The organism is Kribbella sp. NPDC004138 (assembly GCF_053603655.1).
On the sequence record NZ_JBSGFZ010000004.1, the window covers coordinates 322,246 to 338,257 of the forward strand.

Here is a 16,012-nt window from a genome sequence, read left to right on the forward strand (position 1 = left end):
GTGCGGCCAGGTCTGGAGTACGTCGCGTTCCCTGGGGCCGATCTGAGCGGGACGGGCGTGGGCTGAGCGAGGGCAGGTACCAGTGCGAGGCGGCTCTGGACAGGTGCTGAAACGCGGGCAGCAGGACAGGTGCCGATGGCCTCCAGACGCAGTCCGCAATACCAGGCGCTGCCCGCAGTACCAGGCGTATCCGGCTCTTCATGATTGAGGGTGTGGTCGGGCTGTTTGGTCGCGGCGTTGTGGGTGAGGGAGTGGGTGGGTGCCGGTGTGGTCGACGTGGAAGCGGAATCCGTGCGGGCTCGTCCACTCGATGGCTCCGGTGGGCAGGCGTCGGTTATGCCAGCCGCCGAAGGTTTTGGCGCGGTGGTGGAGCCGGCTTTGCGGTATGAGGTTGTCGACACTGGTCTGGCCCACGCGTTCTGGTGGGCCTGTCCGGTCAGGTGGACCGGTTGCAAGGCCGGTGTGGTCGTATGGCCTGATGTGGTCCTGATCCATCGAGACGGTGGCCTCGGCGCCGCCGTAGGGGAACATGTCCACTGGATGGCACAGTCGGACCCGTTCACGGATCCGGTCCGGGATCTCGTAACAATGGACACTGACCTGGTCGTTCAGATCGATCACCGGCTTCACGACGATCTGGTCGTGGCCGAGCAGCTCGCTCAACTGGCTCGCGAGCAGCGGACCGAGTTCTTCGACCCGGAGCACGCCGGCGCCGGTGGCGAGGGTCTGGTCGGTGAGGTGCACATACAGGATGTGCCGGTTCTGTCGGCCGGTGAAGGCGCCGAGACCGGTGCGGTAGGCGTCGCGCTTGATCGCGGCCAGCCGCACGGCCAGCTTGCCCGCCAGCGCACGCCGCGTGAACCCGTCCTCACCGCCGACTCCACCGTCGGTCAGGTCGCAGGTGAGGTTGGCCACTGCTGTCGCGGTGGCGCCGTCGACCGGCAGGCAGGCTGTGTCGGCCTCGGTGGTGGCTGTGTCGGCTTCGTCGGCGGGTTCCGCTGGGCCCGCGCTGGAGCCGGTGCTGTTGGTGTCACTTGGCTGGGTGCGAGCGAGATGGCGGGCGACCTCGAGCAGTTGGTGGGCCGCGGCGGGGTCGGAGATCCAGTCGATCGCCTTCGCGCGGCGTTCGTCGAGGGTGTCTGTGTCGCCGAGTGCGGCCAGGGCCCGGGCGAGGTCGTCGATGCTGGCGTCGAATCGGATCACAGCGCCCGCGGCGGCACGGACCCAGATCGTCTTGGTGCCGTGGCCGTCCGACTGGGACACGAAGACTCCGCGGGTCTTCGCGGCGGCTTCCGCCTGGGCCCGTGCCTGTTCGGGGTCGGCATCCCACACGGCGGCGGTGACGATGGACTTCAGCTTGCCCGGTGTCACGGTATTCACGATCCGGGCAACCCGCCGGTCCACGATTGCAGCGGCCTCCAGCGACAGCGACAGGCACGCGCGAGCGATCTTGCGGGCGCGCCAACTGAGCGCGTGCCCGGCCAGCACCGCTGCCCACACCCTTGGGAGCCGGTGGCGCAGCGCCAGTGCCTCACCCATCAGCGAGGCCGCGGCCCCACTTGACATGCGTAGGACAGCCCCGAACTCGATCGGCGCGAACTCGGCTACCCCGGGACAGCCCTCACCGCCGTACACCACCAGACGCTCATACCCCGGCAGCGGCTCGTAGCCCTCAACCACCGCGTTGCGGTCGGCGAACGCCAGCGCCGCCCGCAGGATCCCTACCGCGGCCCGTTCTTGGACCTGGGCGTACTCGGCGGCCGCGGCCAGCAGGTCCGTGTCGCCGAGCTCGTCCAGATCATCGAACATGTGTTCTATTCTAGATCACGATCTGGTCTCGGCCAAATCGTTGGAACGCTGAAATCCCTTGAAAACAAGGAGAAGTGGCGGCGGCGCGGACAGCACGTCAGGGTGCCGATGGGCTCCAGACGGAGTCCGCGATGTCAGGCGTCGCCCGCAGTACCCAGGCCCATACCCATACCCATACCCAGTGGCCAGGCCGAGACCTGCACCCGGGCTTGTCTCAGGTATCCCGGGGTCCGCGAGCTAGACGGTTTTCAGGGCGGCCAACAGCTTTGTCAGGGAGTCTCGGGCGTCGCCGAACAACAATGTGGTTTTGGGGTCGTAGAGGAGTTCGTTTTCGATGCCGGCGAAGCCGGGGCGCATGGAGCGTTTGAGGAAGATGACTCGTTGGGCTTCGTCGGCGTTCAGGATGGGCATGCCGTAGATGGGGGCCGACGGGGTGGTGCGGGCGGCGGGGTTGACGACGTCGTTGGCACCGACGACGAGGACGACGTCGGTGGTCTTGAAGTCGCCGTTGATGTCGTCCATCTCGCGGAGCTGGTCGTACGGGACCTGGGCCTCGGCGAGCAGGACGTTCATGTGGCCGGGCATCCGGCCTGCGACCGGGTGGATGGCGTAGTCGACCTTGACGCCGCGGCCCTGCAGTTCCTCGACGAGGTCGCGCAGGGTGTGCTGGGCCTGGGCGACGGCGAGGCCGTACCCGGGCACGATGATGACCTTGTTCGCGTACCCGAGCAGGATCGCGACGTCTTCCGGTCCGGCCGAGATCACCGGCCGGTCGGACGCGGTGCCGCCGCCGAGGGTGGACCCGCCGCGGACGGCGCCGAAGAGGATGTTGAAGACGGACCGGCCCATCGCGTCGGCCATCAGCTTGGTCAGCAACGTACCGGCCGCGCCGACCAGGGTGCCCGCGACGAGCAGCAGCGTGTTGCCGAGGACGTAACCGCCCGCGGCCACCGTCAGACCGGTGAAGGCGTTCAGCAACGAGATGACGATCGGTACGTCGGCGCCGCCCACCGGCAGCACCAGCATGACGCCGATCGCGAGGCCCAGCAGGCACAGCAGTACGCCGACCCACACGCGCGGGTCCGACACCAGCCAGACCGCGAGCGCGACGCCGCCCAGCAACGAGGCGACGAAGAGCACCGGCAGACCGGGGAACGTCACCGGGCGGGTCGTCATCAGCTCCTGCAGCTTGGCGAACGTCACCACCGAGCCGGAGAAGCTGACCGCGCCGACGACGATCGTGAACGCGGTGGCGATCGCCGAGACGGTCGCGTCGGAGGAGATCTCACCGAGCTCGAGCAGCGCGACCAGCGCGGCCGCGCCGCCGCCGACACCGTTGAACAGGGCAACGAGCTGCGGCATCTGGGTCATCTGCACGCGCCGCGAGCCGACCACGCCGCCGACGGTGCCGATCGCCAGCGCGATCAGGATCGGCGCCAGGTGGTCCGGTTTGTAGGCGGCGAACGTGATGATCACCGCGAGCACCGCACCCGCGGCGCCGATCAGGTTGCCGGTGCGTGCGCTGCGCGGCGACGAGAGTGCCTTCAGCGCGACGATGAAGCAGACCGCGGAGACCAGATAGCCGATCTGGGCCCAGGTGGGGATCACTTGTGCAGCTCCTTCTTACGAGCCCCCGGACCTTTGAACATCTCCAGCATCCGGTCGGTGACCACGAACCCGCCGACCATGTTGACGGTCGCGAGCACGACGGCCAGCAGCCCGACGGCGACCACGATCGCCGAGTCGGCAGCGCCGGTGACGATGATGGCGCCGACCAGGATGACGCCGTGGATGGCGTTCGCCCCGGACATCAGCGGGGTGTGCAGCGTCGAGGAGACCTTGCTGATCACCTCGACCCCGACGAACGCGGCGAGGACGAAGATCGTCAGCAACGCGATGGACTCACTCATGCCTGTCCCTCCAGAAGGGCGCGGGTCGGCTCGTGGAGCACGCTGCCGTCGTGGGTGACGCAGCAGCCGCGGACGATCTCGTCCTCGAAGTCGGGGTCGAACGCGGCGTTCCGCGTCATCAGCCGGATCAGGTTGGCGATGTTCTGACCGTAGAGCCGGGACGCGGGTCCGGCCATCTGCGACGGGACGTTCGCCCCTCCCCAGACCAGCGCGTCGCCGATCGTCAGCTCGGTCCCGGCGACGGATCCCTCGACGTTGCCGCCCTGTTCCGACGCGAGATCGACCACGACCGAGCCCGGCTTCATCTGTTCGACCATCGACCGGGTGACCAGCATCGGCGCGGTCCGGCCCGGTACGGCGGCGGTGGTGATCAGGGCGTCCGCGGCCGCGACGTACGGCGTGAGCAGTTCGCGCTGGAGCTGGGCGCGCTCCGGCGTCATCTCGCGGGCGTACCCGCCGGGGCCGTCGAGGGTGCCGAGCTCGAGCTCGATCGGTACGGCGCCCATCGACGCGATCTCCTCCGCGGCGGCCGTGCGGACGTCGTACGCCTTGACGACCGCGCCGAGGCGTTTCGCGGTGGCGATCGCCTGCAGGCCGGCCACGCCGGCGCCGAGGACGAGGACCTGGGCCGGCGGGACGGTGCCGGCCGCGGTCATGTTCAGCGGGAAGAACCGCGGCAGCCGTTCGGCGGCGACGATGGCGGCCCGGTACCCGGCGACGAGCGCCTGTGAGGACAGCGCGTCCATCGACTGGGCGCGGGAGATCCGCGGGATCAGCTCCATCGCGAACGCCGTCAGCTTGGCCCGGGTTGCGGTCCGGACCACGTCTGGCGGGTTCGTCGGCAGGAACGACATCAGCGCCGTACCGGCGTGCAACCGCTGCAGGCGCTCGCGTTCCAGCGGCTGCACCGACGCCACCACGGTGGCCGCGTGGTCGGCGCCCCAGGCCACCTCGGCGCCGGCCTCGCGGTACTGGTCGTCGGAGAACAGCGCCCGCTCACCGGCGGCCGGCTCGACCGCGACCTCGTAGCCGAGCTCGATCAGTTTCGCGACATGTTCCGGCACCAGGGCGACCCGGCGCTCGGCCGGTCTGGTCTCCCGTACGACTGCGATCTTCACTCGCCGAAACCTATGCCAAACACTGGGTCGCCGGAAAGGTGGGTCACGCCTGGTTTGCGAGGTTCTGCAGCAACAGGGCCTCCGCGAGGCAGACCTTGCGGAACTCGGCGAGGTGCAGACCTTCGTCGATACCGTGCGCGCGGGTGTCCGGGTCCTCGACGCCGGTGACCAGGATCGTGGCCTCCGGGAAGGCCTGCTGGAACTCCGCGATGAACGGGATCGACCCGCCCATGCCCATGTCGATGGGCTCGACGCCCCACGCCTCCTGGAACGCCGACCGGGCCGCTTCGTACCCGGCGCCGCGGGCGTTCACGCTGCACGGCTGACCGGTCTGGCCCTCGGTCACGGTCAGCTGCGCGCCCCACGGGACGTTGCGCTCCAGGTGCTCGGTCAGCGCCGCGCTGGCCTTCACCGCGTCGTCGCCCGGGGCGACCCGCAGGCTGATCTTGGCGCGGGCGGCCGGGATCAACGTGTTGCTGGCCTCGGCCACCGACGGCGCGTCGATTCCGACCACGGAGATGGCCGGCCGCGTCCACAGCCGGTCGACGAGCGAGCCCGTACCGGTCAGGCGGACCGAGTCGAGCACCGAGGACTCCGCGCGCAGCCGGTCCTCCGGGTACGTCACATCCGCCGCTCGGGAGGCATGCAGACCGTCGACAGCGACGTCGCCCTTGTCGTCGTGCAGCGTGGCGAGCAGCCGGATCAGCGCCGACAGGGCGTCCGGGATCGGGCCGCCGAACAGGCCGGAGTGCACCGCGTGCTCCAGCGTCCGGACCTCGACGTACGTCTCGACCAGGCCGCGCAGCGAGACCGTCAGCGCCGGCCGTCCGACCTCCCAGTTGCCGGAGTCGGCGATCACGATCGCGTCCGCGGCGAGCTCCTCGGAGTACTCGTCCAGCAGCTGCAGCAGTGTCGGCGAGCCGATCTCCTCCTCGCCCTCGACGAACACCGTCACGCCGACCGGCAGGTCGTTGCCGAAGGCCCGTACGGCGGCCAGGTGCGCCGCGATCCCCGCCTTGTCATCGGCGGCGCCCCGCCCGTACAGCCGGTCGTCGCGCTCGGTCGGCTCGAACGGGTCGGAGGTCCACTGCTCGACCGGACCCGTCGGCTGGACGTCGTGGTGCGCGTACAGCAGTACGGTCGGCCTGCCGGCCGGAGCGGGCTTCTTCGCGATCACCGCCGGCGCGCCGTCGCCGACCCGGACGATCTTGGCCGCAAAGCCCTCCGCCTCGAACAACGCCGCGGTCGCCTCCGCGGACCGCTGGACGTCGGCCGCACGGGCGGGGTCGTAGCTGACCGAAGGGATCCGGATGAGGTCCTCGAGGTCGGCACGGACACTGGGCAGAACGCGGTCGATCGCCGCGGACAGATCGGTCATGCGACAACCGTACGGCGTCCGTTCGGCGAACCGACGCCCAGTCAGCCCTCGCGCGTTACTCATTGGCGATCTACTCTGAAAATCTCGTAGGTTTTCGCCCACAACCGAAGAGGATCACCATGGTCAAGCGCCCCCTTGCCATCGTCATCACGGTCCTGGCCGCGGCACTCACAGCGGCCACGCCGGCGCACGCCGCGATCAGCTGCGACACCTCCACCAGCGGAGGATCGACCTTCTACGACGGACCGTCCGCCTCGTACAAGTACGACGCCCGGTTCAGCAACAGCGCGAGCATTCCCAACCTCGGCACGCACACTCCGCAAGGCGCAGGCACCTGGTACAACTGGGACGGCTCCGGCAAGAACCTGATCCTGATCGCGGCGTACCGCGACGGAGCCGACTCGCAGATCTACGGCATCGACCCGTCCACCGGCTCGACGGTCGGTGTGGTCGCGATCGCCGAGTCCCACGTCGGCGGGATCACCGTGAGCAAGGGCTGGGCGTTCGTGTCCGGCCAAGGCAGCAGTATCCGCAAGTACCGGCTGACGGAGCTGCGGGACGCGTTGAAGGCCGCTGGTACGCCGTACCTCGCACAGGTCGGTACGACGCGCGACGTGGCCGGCTCGTCGTTCATGGGGAGCTACGGGGACTCGTTGTTCTCCGGGACGTTCAACGAGACCGGCCGCGGGACCATGTACGAGTACAAGATCGCCGACGACGGCACGCTGACCACGGTGGCCGGCGCCTGGGAGATCCCGACGAAGACGCAGGGGCTGACGGTCACCGCCAACCACTTCATCTACAGCACGTCGTACGGCCGCGGGAACCGCAGCAACATCTACGTGGTCAAGCGCGGTCAGAAAGACCTGGACGCGGCGGCGCTGAGCTGCTTCCGCGCCCCGAGCATGACCGAGGGCATCACGGAGCTGAACGGGACGGCGTATCTGGTCTACGAGTCCGGCTCGTACCTGTACGCGTCGGACCCCGCCACGCTGAACGTCATCCCCAGGATGCACAAGGCAACCATCTCGTCGCTGACGTCGCTGGTCCCTTAGGAGCCGTACTTCGCGGAGCCCAGCACTTCCTGGCGCTGCTTCGGGTTGTCGTCGCGGACCTGAACCCGAAGCAGGGTCGTGTCGCTCACCTTCTGGTACTGCTCGATGACGGTTGGCACGTCGTTGCAGTTGTATCTGAAGGTGGCGACATCCCCGGACCCAGACGTCTCCGGGGTGCTTCCGGTGCAGCCCTCGGGAGGGGTAGCGGTCGTCGGCAGCTCGGTCGCGTTCACCAGACCTACGAAGACGCCCTCGGTCTTCGGATCGGTCCGCCAGGTCGACGTGTTCGTGCTGACCAGCAGCGACTGGTCACCCGCAGCCTGCTGGCCCCACTGCCGTGGGACTACTACGGACAACTGTCCGCTCTCCACCTTCACCGGGCGTGTGAGGACGTACTGGTAGCCGCCGTAGCCGCCGGCTGCTGCCAGCACGACCGCCGCGAGCACTGTGAGAACACCGGCCCGCCGACCACGCTTGGGCTTCACAGCGACGGTGGACTGGTTTGCGCTGGCTAGTGCGGTGGCTTGGTCGACCGGGCCGGTGGCGGCGGCCGGGGTGGGCATGTCGGCGGCTGGTACCAGGCCTGGTGGGACCTTGCCGGTGGTGTGGGCCTCGCGGAGGGCGTTGAGGAAGCTGTCGAGGTCCGGCCAGCGCTTGTCGCGGTCCGGCTCCAGGGCGCGCCGTACGACGACGTCGATCGCGTCCGGCACGTCCTCGCGCAGGGTGGTCATCGAGGGCGGCGGTGCGTCGATCTGCATCACGGCACCGAGGCTGACGACGCCGTGCGGCGCCTGGCCGGTGAAGGCGGCGTACGCGACCGCGCCGAGCGAGTACAGGTCGGCGCGGTGGTCCAGCCGCTCGCCCATGACCTGTTCGGGAGCGACGTACGCCGGGGTGCCGCCGGGCATCGTGATGCGGGACACCTCGGCGAGCGACTTGCCCAGCCCGAGGTCGGACAGCATCGCGCGGTCGCCGCTCGGGTCGGTGCGGAACAAGACGTTGGCCGGCTTCACGTCGCGGTGCAGGACGCCGCGCGCGTGCAGGTGCTTCAGGCCGCGGCCGACCTGGTTGATGATCCGGACCGCCTCGGCGAACTCGAGCGGGCCGGCCTTGATCCGGTCCGCGAGCGTGCCGCCGTCGGCGTAGGTGAGCACCATGAACGGGCGGCCGTCGTCGGCCTCGCCGATGTCGTGCACGCCGACGACGTACAGCGAGTCGACCCTGCGCAGGAACCGGCCCTCGGCCAGGAACCGGCGGCGGACGTCCTCGTCCTCGACCCAGTTCTCGGACAAGATCTTGACCGCGACCTCGGCGTCGAGTTGCTCGTCGCGCGCCAGCCAAACGGTCGCGAAACCTCCGGCACCCACCCGGCGGACCAGGGAGTACCGGCCGATCCGGGGTGGCTGGTCCATGGCGTAATTATGCTCGATCCGTTCTGCGACCCGTTCGCCGCACCGAACAAACCGGCCGCCCGCGACGTCAGAAGGGCAATTCATGGGGGACGACGGAGGGGGCCCGCCGATGCGGCACACGAACAGGCGGCTGGTGATCCTGGTCAGCGCGATCGCGGTCGCGGCGGTCGCGATCGGCGGTGCGCTCGCGTATCGCACGGGGCCTGCCGAGGCCGAGGGCCTGGCCGCGCCGCTCAGCGGCTCGCCGTCCCCGAGCCCGACGCCCACTCCGGCTCCGACTCCGGCACCGGCCGCGAGCCGCACCCCGATCGTGAGCCGGACGCCGTCCGTGCCGCCGCCGACCGCCAAGACGTCCAGTCCCAGCGCGACGCCCACCGGCCCGACCAAGGTCACGCTGACCGTGGGCAAGCTGTCCGAAGGCCGTGAACCGCAGGTGCCCTACCTCGTCGACCGCGAGGTCCGCGGCGGGTCCGGCTCCGTGGTCAAGCTCCCGGGCACCGGCGGAGTGATCGCACTGGGCCGCCTGGACGCGGATGTGCTCGCGATCGTCCAGGACGGGAACGACGGCACCGAGCTGATCAAGACGCAGAACGAGCAGGTCGTGCGCCGTACGCCGGGTGTGAGCTCGCTGGTGACCACCCGCGACCAGTCGGCGGCGGCCTACGCCGTGGCCCGGATCAGCTCGATGGGCCAGGCGACCAAGGGCGGGATCGTGTACGCCGAGACGATCAGCTCGCTCAAGTCCCTGAAGCTGCCCGACAGCTGGAACCTGCAGGTGCTCGCCTTTGCCGACGGCAAGGTCTACTACCGGGCCGCGAGCAGCGAGGACGGGGCCTGGACCTTGTACTCCTGGACGCCTGGTGCGGCGGCCGGCGTCAAGGTCAAGACCGTGGTCTCACCGACCGCCGTGTCCGCCAACGGCCGGGTCGCCGCGTCGATGGGAACCCTCAACGACAGCGGCAGCTGCTCCAGCATCGTCGAGGTCGGCAGCGGGCGGCAGCTGTTCCGGACCTGCGACAACCAGGTGTCGGGATTCACCCCGGACGGCAAGACGGCGATCGGCGGATCGGCGTACGGCGACGGTTACTGCGACACCGTGCAGGTCGCGCTCGACGTCGCCACGGGCAAGCTGATCCGGGAGTGGAAGGGCTGTTTCCACCAGTCGGTGGCCGAGGACGACCAGCACGTGCTGATCGTGGCCGTGGCCTCCGGAGGCGGCGGCGACCCGGGGACGAAGAGCGCGATCATCCGCTGCGCGATCACGACCGGCGCCTGTGAGTTCGCCACCTCGATCAGCACCGACAAGGCGCTGCGGATCGGCACCTGATCCAACCAACCGGAGCCGTCCGGCGTCGAAGAGGTGGACAGACCGACAACGGACAGGAGCGTGTCGATGCGGCACACGAACAGGCGACTCGTGATCATCGTCGCCGCGATCGCCGTCGCCGCGGTGGCGACCGGCGGGGCACTCGCGTACCGCCAGGGACCGCGCACCGCCGACACCGCCGACGCGGCCCCGCTCTCCAGTTCGCCGACGCAGTCCGCGACCACCGAGCCGACAAGGACCACGGCCACGCCGAAGCCCTCGAGCCCGTCGAGCAGCGCCCCTGCCGGGCCGGTGAAGTCCAAGATCGACCTGCAGAAGCTCACCACGGGCCGGGCACCCCAGATCGCGTACCTGGCCGGCCGCACGATCCGCGGCGGCGCCGGCGGCGACGTCAAGGTCCCCGGAACCGCGCAGATCCAGGAGGTCGCACGGCTGCGCTCGTCGGCCCTCGCCGTGGTCACCAAGGGGTACGGCACCGAGATGCTGACGATCGACTCCGAGGGCAAGGTCACACGGCGGACGCCGGACGTCACCCAGATCGCCACCACCGAGGACAGCACGGCCGCGGCGTACGTCGCGACGCAACTGAAGGACACCGGCGAGGACCTGCCCGGGGCGACCGTCTACGCAGAGAGCGACAGCATCCACAAGGTCACCGTCCCGGGCATCTGGAACACCACGCTGCTCGGCTACCTCAACGGCAAGGTCTACTTCGACGCGTCGACCACCCAGGAGGGCACGAGCAGTCTGTACGAGTGGACGCCCGGTCAACCGGCGGCCACGCTCGTCAAGCCGATCCAGAAGGCGATGGCGGTGTCCAGCGTCGGTACGGCGGGTTCGCTAACCACGCTGTCCGACCAGAACAGCTGCAGCAGCCTCCTGACCGTTCCGACGGGCAAGCGCCTATGGCGCACCTGTGACTACCAGATCGCCGGTTTCACACCGGACGGCGCGACCGCGATCGCCGGCCCGATCTACCAGGACGGGTACGGCAACGGCATCGCGGCGGTGCTGGACGCCAAGAAGGGCACGCTCCTGCACGAGTGGTCCGGCGTGTTCCGGCAGTGGGTCCCGGAGGACGACGAGCACCTCTTGCTGCTTGCTGACACCGGCGAGGGCACCGCGGCGTCGATCGTCCGCTGCACCATCTCGACCGGAGCGTGTGAGTTGGCCACACCGCTCGCCAAGGGCGAGCTGCTGATCGGCGCCTGATCTGCCCTGGGCAGATCATCCTTCGACACAAGGCTCTACGCGGCAGACTGCAGCTATGACAACAGTTGCTGTCCTGGCTGACATCCATGGCGTGCTGCCTGCACTTGAGGCGGTCCTGGCCGAGCCTGATGTCCAGGCGGCGGACAGAATCGTGCTGGCCGGGGACATCGCCAGTGGGCCGCAGCCTGTCGAGACGTTGGATCTGCTGACGAGGCTGGGCGACCGGGCGGTGTGGGTGCGCGGCAACGCGGACCGGGAGCTCGTGGAGATGGCTCGCGGGCAGTTCGACAAGCAGCCGCCCGACGCGGTGAGTCCGTGGGCTGCTGAGCAGCTGAGGCCGGACCAGATCGACCTGCTGGCCGGACTGCCGACGACGGTGACGATCGGGGACGTGCTGTTCTGCCACGCCACTCCGCGCGACGACGAGGAGATGGTCCTGGTGGACAGTCCGATCTCCCGGTGGGCCGAGGTGTTCAGCAGGCTGCCGGACGACGTCAGGACGGTGGTCTGCGGGCACACGCACATGCCGTTCGCACGACAGGTCGACAGGCGGCTGGTGGTGAACGCCGGCAGCGTCGGCATGCCGTACGGCGCCCCTGGTCCGAGTTGGGCGCTCCTCACCCAGGACGGCGTACAGCTGCGCCGTGCACCGCTGGACGCAACCAAGGCTGCGGAGCGGATCGTCAGCGAGTCGACGTACCCGGGACGGGCGGAGTGGGTCGACGAGTACCTCCTGCACACCTACTCCGACACGGAGGCGCTCGAGGCGTTCAGGCCGCGCGCGGAGGCCTGAGCGGATACCGTCATGGAGTGTTCACGCGCCGGCGGAAGCATTTCGGGACTCCGGCCGACAAGGCGACGTACGCGACCCTGCATACCGCCTCGTTGGCCAGCCCGCACCTGCGCGAGGGCCTGACACCCGCCGCGGCCGGCAAGGCCAGCCGTCACCTGAGAGACCTGCTGGGTACGGCGGCCATCGCGATCTGCGACTCCTCCGGCGTCCTGGCGTGGGACGGCGTCGGCGGACCGTACGAGAGCAACCACCGCCGCGACGCCAAGGACCTCGCCGCGGTGACGCTCCGCTCCGGCCGGACGGCAGTCCTGGGTGCGCACGACGTGGCCTGCGGCGACCCTCAGTGTCCGATCCGTGCTGCCGTCGTGGCGCCGATCGTGACCGAGGAGCGCGTGGTAGCCGTCCTGGTCGCATACAGTAACAACACCTCCGCGGCGCTTGTCAGAGCGACCGAGGAGGTCGCCAGGTGGGTCTCCGGTCAGGTGGAGCTCGCAGAGCTCAACAAGGAGCGCACCCGCGCCATGGAGGCCGAGCTGCGCGCACTGCGCGCTCAGATCAGCCCGCACTTCATCTACAACGCTCTCGCGGCCATCGCCTCGTTCGTCCGCACAGACCCGGAGCGGGCGCGTGAGCTCGTGCTGGAGTTCGCAGATTTCTCCCGCTACGCCCTGCGGCGTGGTGGCGAATTCACCACGCTCGCGGACGAGCTCCGCAACGTCGAGCGCTACCTGGTGCTGGAGCAGGCCCGCTTCGGCGACCGTCTCAAGGTGTCGCTGCAGATCGCTCCCGAGGTGCTGCCGGTGGTCATCCCGTTCCTGGTCGTCCAACCGCTGGTGGAGAACGCCGTACGGCACGGATTGGAAGGTACGACGGGGGTCGGCCACATCACGATCCGCGCCCGGGACCAGATCAACGAGGCGGAGATCAGCGTCGAGGACAACGGCTCCGGCAGCGACCCGGAGGTCATCCGGGCGGCCCTGGCCGGCGAGTCGGGCAGTGACTCGGTCGGCCTCGGCAACGTCGACGCCCGGCTACGGCAGGTGTACGGCGACGCCTACGGGCTGGTCGTGGAGACCGCCGTGGACGCAGGCACCAAGGTGACCTTCCGGATCCCCAAATACTCCTCAGGCGTGCATGCCTCGCCGTAGAGTGCTTTGTTTCGTTGACGGTTCTGGCCGGTCGGACTAGCGTCGGCACCATCCCCCCGCTGACATCGACGGGGCAGGCGACGACCGGATCGCCTTGTCTCTCCCCATGGCGATCGCGGCCCGCGGTAGTGGACATTTCCACCGTCGCGCGGTGGAAGATCCTGCAGAAGAGGGGCCCTCATGCCAGGAAACAGGGCAGTCATTTACAAGGGACCAGGCTCCGTGGCGGTCGAGACCATCGACTACCCGACCCTGGAACTCAAGGACGGGCCGGGGGTCAACCCCGCGAACGTCGGCCGGCAGGTTCCGCACGGCGTGATCCTGAAGGTGGTGGCGACCAACATCTGCGGCAGCGACCAGCACATGGTGCGCGGCCGGACCACCGCACCGCCCGGTCTCGCGCTCGGCCACGAGATCACCGGTGAGGTGGTGGAGGTCGGCCGGGACGTCGAGTTCATCAAGACCGGCGACCTGGTGTCGGTGCCGTTCAACATCGCCTGCGGGCGGTGCATCAACTGTAAGGAGGGCAAGACCGGAGTCTGCCTGAACGTGAACCCGGACCGGCCGGGATCGGCGTACGGCTACGTCGACATGGGCGGCTGGGTCGGCGGTCAGGCGGAGTACGCGCTGGTGCCGTACGCCGACTGGAACCTGCTGCGGTTCCCCGACAAGGACCAGGCGATGGCGAAGATCCGCGACCTCGCGATGCTGGCGGACATCTTCCCGACCGGGTACCACGGCGCGGTCACCGCCGGCGTCGGCACCGGATCCACGGTGTACGTCGCGGGCGCCGGCCCCGTCGGACTGGCCGCGGCCACGGCTGCGCTCCTGCTCGGCGCCGCGGTCGTCATGGTCGCGGACCTGCAGAAGGACCGGCTCGACCAGGCACGTTCCTTCGGATGCGAGGCGATCGACGTGTCCCAGGGCGATCCGAAGGACCAGATCGAGCAGATCCTCGGTGAACCCGAGGTCGACTGTGCGATCGACGCGGTCGGGTTCGAGGCGCACGGCCACGGCAGCGACGCCCAGGCCGAGCGGCCGGCGACAGTGCTGAACACCGTCATGGACGTCACCCGGGCCGGTGGCGCGGTCGGCATCCCGGGCCTCTACGTGACCGGTGACCCCGGGGCCAGTGACGACGCAGCGAAGACCGGTTCCCTGTCGATCCGCCTGGGTCTCGGCTGGGCGAAGTCGCTGTCGTTCACCACCGGACAGTGCCCGGTGATGCGGTACAACCGCCAGTTGATGCAGGCGATCCTGCACGACCGGACGCAGATCGCGAAGAACGTGAACGCCACCGTGATCTCGCTCGACGACGCACCCCAGGGGTACGCCGAGTTCGACAAAGGCGCAGCCCGCAAGTACGTGCTCGATCCGCACGGAATGATCAAGTAGCCGGCAGCGCGGCGGGAGCGGGCAGCGGCCGGCTCCCGCCGGCGCCGAGGCTCCGGACCATGACCGAGCGCCTGCCATGACCGAGCGCCTGCGATGACCAGCGACAGCCGGCTGGACCTCGAGTTCGCCTACACGAGCCACGACGACTCGTGCAAGGACCTGTATTCGCCGTACTACTACTGCCGACGGCCACGCGGGCACGACGGCGTACACGCCGCGGGCTTCGGCTCGCACCGGCTGCGTTGGGAACACCATCCCGACCACCCACCGCGCATGCTGACGTAGAGGCCGCTCGTCTTCTAGTGTTCGCTGTATGGCCGACACTCCCCTGCGTGCGCTGGTCGCCGACGACGAGGAGCCTGCCCTGGCCGAACTGGTCTACCTGCTGCAGCAGGACCCCCGGATCGGCCCCATCCGGACGGCCTCGGACGGAGCCGAGGCGCTGAAGATCCTGCAGGACACCGACCTGGACGTGGTGTTCTGCGACATCAAGATGCCCGGTCTGGACGGGATCGACCTGGCCCGGGTGCTCTCGAAGTTCGCCAGCCGCCCGCAGATCGTGTTCGTGACGGCGTACGACGAGCACGCGGTGGCGGCGTTCGACCTGGAGGCCACCGACTACGTGATGAAGCCGGTCCGGCAGGAGCGCCTGGCCGAGGCGGTCCGCCGGGTCGTCACCCAGGGCGCCCCGGTCGGCCTGCAGTCGCCGGAGGAGTCGGACGACGAGGTGATCGCCGTGGAGCTGGCCGGCGTCACCCGGTTCGTGCAGCGCTCCACGGTCCGGTACGTCGAGGCGCAAGGCGACTACGCCCGCCTGCACACCGGCCAGAACTCACACCTGGTCCGCATCCCGCTCAGCACGCTGGAGGAGCGCTGGCGGGACGCCGGGTTCACCCGCATCCACCGGAGCACCCTGGTCGCCCTGCAGCACGTGGACGAGATGCGGGTCGACGGCGGCCGCTGCTCGGTCCGGGTCGGCGAGGACTGGCTCCCGGTCAGCCGCCGGCACACCCGCGAGCTGCGTGACCTGCTGGTCCGCTCGACCTCACTGAAGTGACCTGAGGCCGCGCCGACATGAGTACGCCGGAAGGACCGCGCAGGGTCCGCGTCACCAGCCCCCGGACCAGCGCGGCCCGGCGGCCGATCATGCCCACCGGCACGCGGGAGATCGACGAGCAGACCCGTCTCGGCCAGGTCTACATGCAGTCGCTGATTCAGTCCCAGCTCCGGCTCACGCTGGCCGTCATCGGCGGCGTCGTACTCGTCCTGGGCAGTATCCCGCTGCTGTTCTGGCTGGTCCCGCCGGCCCGCACGCTGTCCGCCGTCGGCCTGCCGCTGCCGTGGGTGATCCTCGGCATCCTGGTGTACCCGGTGGTGTACGTCGCCGCGCGCATCTACGTCCGCAACGCCGAGCGGATCGAGGCCGAGTTCACCGAATTCGTGGGGCGGCAGTAA

General features: G+C 69.4%; 15 protein-coding genes. 9 read left to right on the plus strand and 6 right to left on the minus strand.

All coding sequences use genetic code 11. From position 1 onward, the window contains the following. Positions 1-198: 198 nt before the first annotated feature. From ACWEOO_RS07635 to ACWEOO_RS07655, 5 genes are all read right to left on the minus strand, one after another. Positions 199-1,809, minus strand: coding sequence for a DUF222 domain-containing protein (locus ACWEOO_RS07635; protein WP_452142293.1), 1,611 nt, complete (start codon positions 1,807-1,809; stop codon positions 199-201). 237 nt (positions 1,810-2,046) lie between these two features. Beyond that, positions 2,047-3,417, minus strand: coding sequence for an NAD(P)(+) transhydrogenase (Re/Si-specific) subunit beta (locus ACWEOO_RS07640; protein WP_452142294.1), 1,371 nt, complete (start codon positions 3,415-3,417; stop codon positions 2,047-2,049). Beyond that, the gene (locus ACWEOO_RS07645; RefSeq protein ID WP_355699737.1) at positions 3,414-3,719 is read right to left on the minus strand and encodes an NAD(P) transhydrogenase subunit alpha; all 306 of its coding nucleotides are present in this window, start codon (positions 3,717-3,719) and stop codon (positions 3,414-3,416) included. Before ACWEOO_RS07645 ends, ACWEOO_RS07640 begins: the two co-directional genes overlap by 4 nt. Next, a complete protein-coding gene (locus tag ACWEOO_RS07650; protein WP_363707768.1) occupies positions 3,716-4,837 on the minus strand; it encodes an NAD(P) transhydrogenase subunit alpha in 1,122 nt (373 codons plus the stop codon). The genes ACWEOO_RS07645 and ACWEOO_RS07650 overlap by 4 nt, the downstream gene beginning before the upstream one ends. A gap of 43 nt (positions 4,838-4,880) precedes the next feature. Beyond that, positions 4,881-6,215: a dipeptidase gene (locus tag ACWEOO_RS07655; RefSeq protein WP_359937028.1), complete on the minus strand. Its 1,335-nt coding sequence runs from the start codon at positions 6,213-6,215 to the stop codon at positions 4,881-4,883. A gap of 119 nt (positions 6,216-6,334) precedes the next feature. Here ACWEOO_RS07655 and ACWEOO_RS07660 point away from each other — a divergent pair, with 119 nt between their 5' ends. Beyond that, positions 6,335-7,270: a hypothetical protein gene (locus ACWEOO_RS07660; protein WP_452142295.1), complete on the plus strand. Its 936-nt coding sequence runs from the start codon at positions 6,335-6,337 to the stop codon at positions 7,268-7,270. Here ACWEOO_RS07660 and ACWEOO_RS07665 read toward each other — a convergent pair. Then, positions 7,267-8,682 carry a serine/threonine-protein kinase gene (locus ACWEOO_RS07665; protein WP_452142296.1) on the minus strand — a complete coding sequence of 472 codons (1,416 nt, stop codon included), beginning with the start codon at positions 8,680-8,682 and terminating at the stop codon, positions 7,267-7,269. The genes ACWEOO_RS07660 and ACWEOO_RS07665 overlap by 4 nt on opposite strands. Positions 8,683-8,791: 109 nt before the next feature. Here ACWEOO_RS07665 and ACWEOO_RS07670 point away from each other — a divergent pair, with 109 nt between their 5' ends. The 8 genes from ACWEOO_RS07670 (at position 8,792) to ACWEOO_RS07705 (ending at position 16,012) form a co-directional block, all read left to right on the plus strand. Beyond that, positions 8,792-10,009 (plus strand): hypothetical protein, encoded by a 1,218-nt coding sequence (locus tag ACWEOO_RS07670; protein ID WP_452142297.1) that lies wholly within the window; start codon positions 8,792-8,794, stop codon positions 10,007-10,009. Positions 10,010-10,075: 66 nt separating this feature from the next. Next, positions 10,076-11,221, plus strand: a complete 1,146-nt coding sequence (locus tag ACWEOO_RS07675) for a hypothetical protein (protein ID WP_452142298.1) — start codon at positions 10,076-10,078, stop codon at positions 11,219-11,221. 55 nt (positions 11,222-11,276) lie between these two features. Beyond that, positions 11,277-12,014 carry a metallophosphoesterase family protein gene (locus ACWEOO_RS07680; protein ID WP_452142299.1) on the plus strand — a complete coding sequence of 246 codons (738 nt, stop codon included), beginning with the start codon at positions 11,277-11,279 and terminating at the stop codon, positions 12,012-12,014. A 17-nt stretch (positions 12,015-12,031) separates the two neighbouring features. Then, positions 12,032-13,162: a histidine kinase gene (locus ACWEOO_RS07685; protein WP_452142300.1), complete on the plus strand. Its 1,131-nt coding sequence runs from the start codon at positions 12,032-12,034 to the stop codon at positions 13,160-13,162. A gap of 180 nt (positions 13,163-13,342) precedes the next feature. Continuing rightward, positions 13,343-14,557 (plus strand): formaldehyde dehydrogenase, glutathione-independent, encoded by a 1,215-nt coding sequence (gene fdhA, locus ACWEOO_RS07690; RefSeq protein WP_452142301.1) that lies wholly within the window; start codon positions 13,343-13,345, stop codon positions 14,555-14,557. Between the two features lie 93 nt (positions 14,558-14,650). Further along, entirely contained in the window at positions 14,651-14,842 is a 192-nt protein-coding gene (locus ACWEOO_RS07695; protein WP_452142302.1) for a hypothetical protein, read from the plus strand. Positions 14,843-14,870: 28 nt separating this feature from the next. After that, positions 14,871-15,614, plus strand: a complete 744-nt coding sequence (locus tag ACWEOO_RS07700) for a LytR/AlgR family response regulator transcription factor (protein WP_452142303.1) — start codon at positions 14,871-14,873, stop codon at positions 15,612-15,614. A gap of 17 nt (positions 15,615-15,631) precedes the next feature. Beyond that, on the plus strand, positions 15,632-16,012 hold the full coding sequence (locus tag ACWEOO_RS07705; RefSeq protein ID WP_452142304.1) for a hypothetical protein: 381 nt from the start codon (positions 15,632-15,634) through the stop codon (positions 16,010-16,012).

What these genes read in the sequence shown, in the direction of transcription:
- ACWEOO_RS07670 (WP_452142297.1), top strand. Translation starts at nt 8,792, where the DNA reads ATGCGGCACACGAACAGGCGGCTGGTGATCCTGGTCAGCGCGATCGCG.
- ACWEOO_RS07695 (WP_452142302.1), top strand. Translation starts at nt 14,651, where the DNA reads ATGACCAGCGACAGCCGGCTGGACCTCGAGTTCGCCTACACGAGCCAC.
- ACWEOO_RS07700 (WP_452142303.1), top strand. Translation starts at nt 14,871, where the DNA reads ATGGCCGACACTCCCCTGCGTGCGCTGGTCGCCGACGACGAGGAGCCT.
- ACWEOO_RS07660 (WP_452142295.1), top strand. Translation starts at nt 6,335, where the DNA reads ATGGTCAAGCGCCCCCTTGCCATCGTCATCACGGTCCTGGCCGCGGCA.
- ACWEOO_RS07635 (WP_452142293.1), bottom strand. Translation starts at nt 1,809, where the DNA reads ATGTTCGATGATCTGGACGAGCTCGGCGACACGGACCTGCTGGCCGCG.
- ACWEOO_RS07705 (WP_452142304.1), top strand. Translation starts at nt 15,632, where the DNA reads ATGAGTACGCCGGAAGGACCGCGCAGGGTCCGCGTCACCAGCCCCCGG.
- ACWEOO_RS07655 (WP_359937028.1), bottom strand. Translation starts at nt 6,215, where the DNA reads ATGACCGATCTGTCCGCGGCGATCGACCGCGTTCTGCCCAGTGTCCGT.
- ACWEOO_RS07680 (WP_452142299.1), top strand. Translation starts at nt 11,277, where the DNA reads ATGACAACAGTTGCTGTCCTGGCTGACATCCATGGCGTGCTGCCTGCA.
- ACWEOO_RS07675 (WP_452142298.1), top strand. Translation starts at nt 10,076, where the DNA reads ATGCGGCACACGAACAGGCGACTCGTGATCATCGTCGCCGCGATCGCC.
- fdhA (WP_452142301.1), top strand. Translation starts at nt 13,343, where the DNA reads ATGCCAGGAAACAGGGCAGTCATTTACAAGGGACCAGGCTCCGTGGCG.
- ACWEOO_RS07665 (WP_452142296.1), bottom strand. Translation starts at nt 8,682, where the DNA reads ATGGACCAGCCACCCCGGATCGGCCGGTACTCCCTGGTCCGCCGGGTG.
- ACWEOO_RS07645 (WP_355699737.1), bottom strand. Translation starts at nt 3,719, where the DNA reads ATGAGTGAGTCCATCGCGTTGCTGACGATCTTCGTCCTCGCCGCGTTC.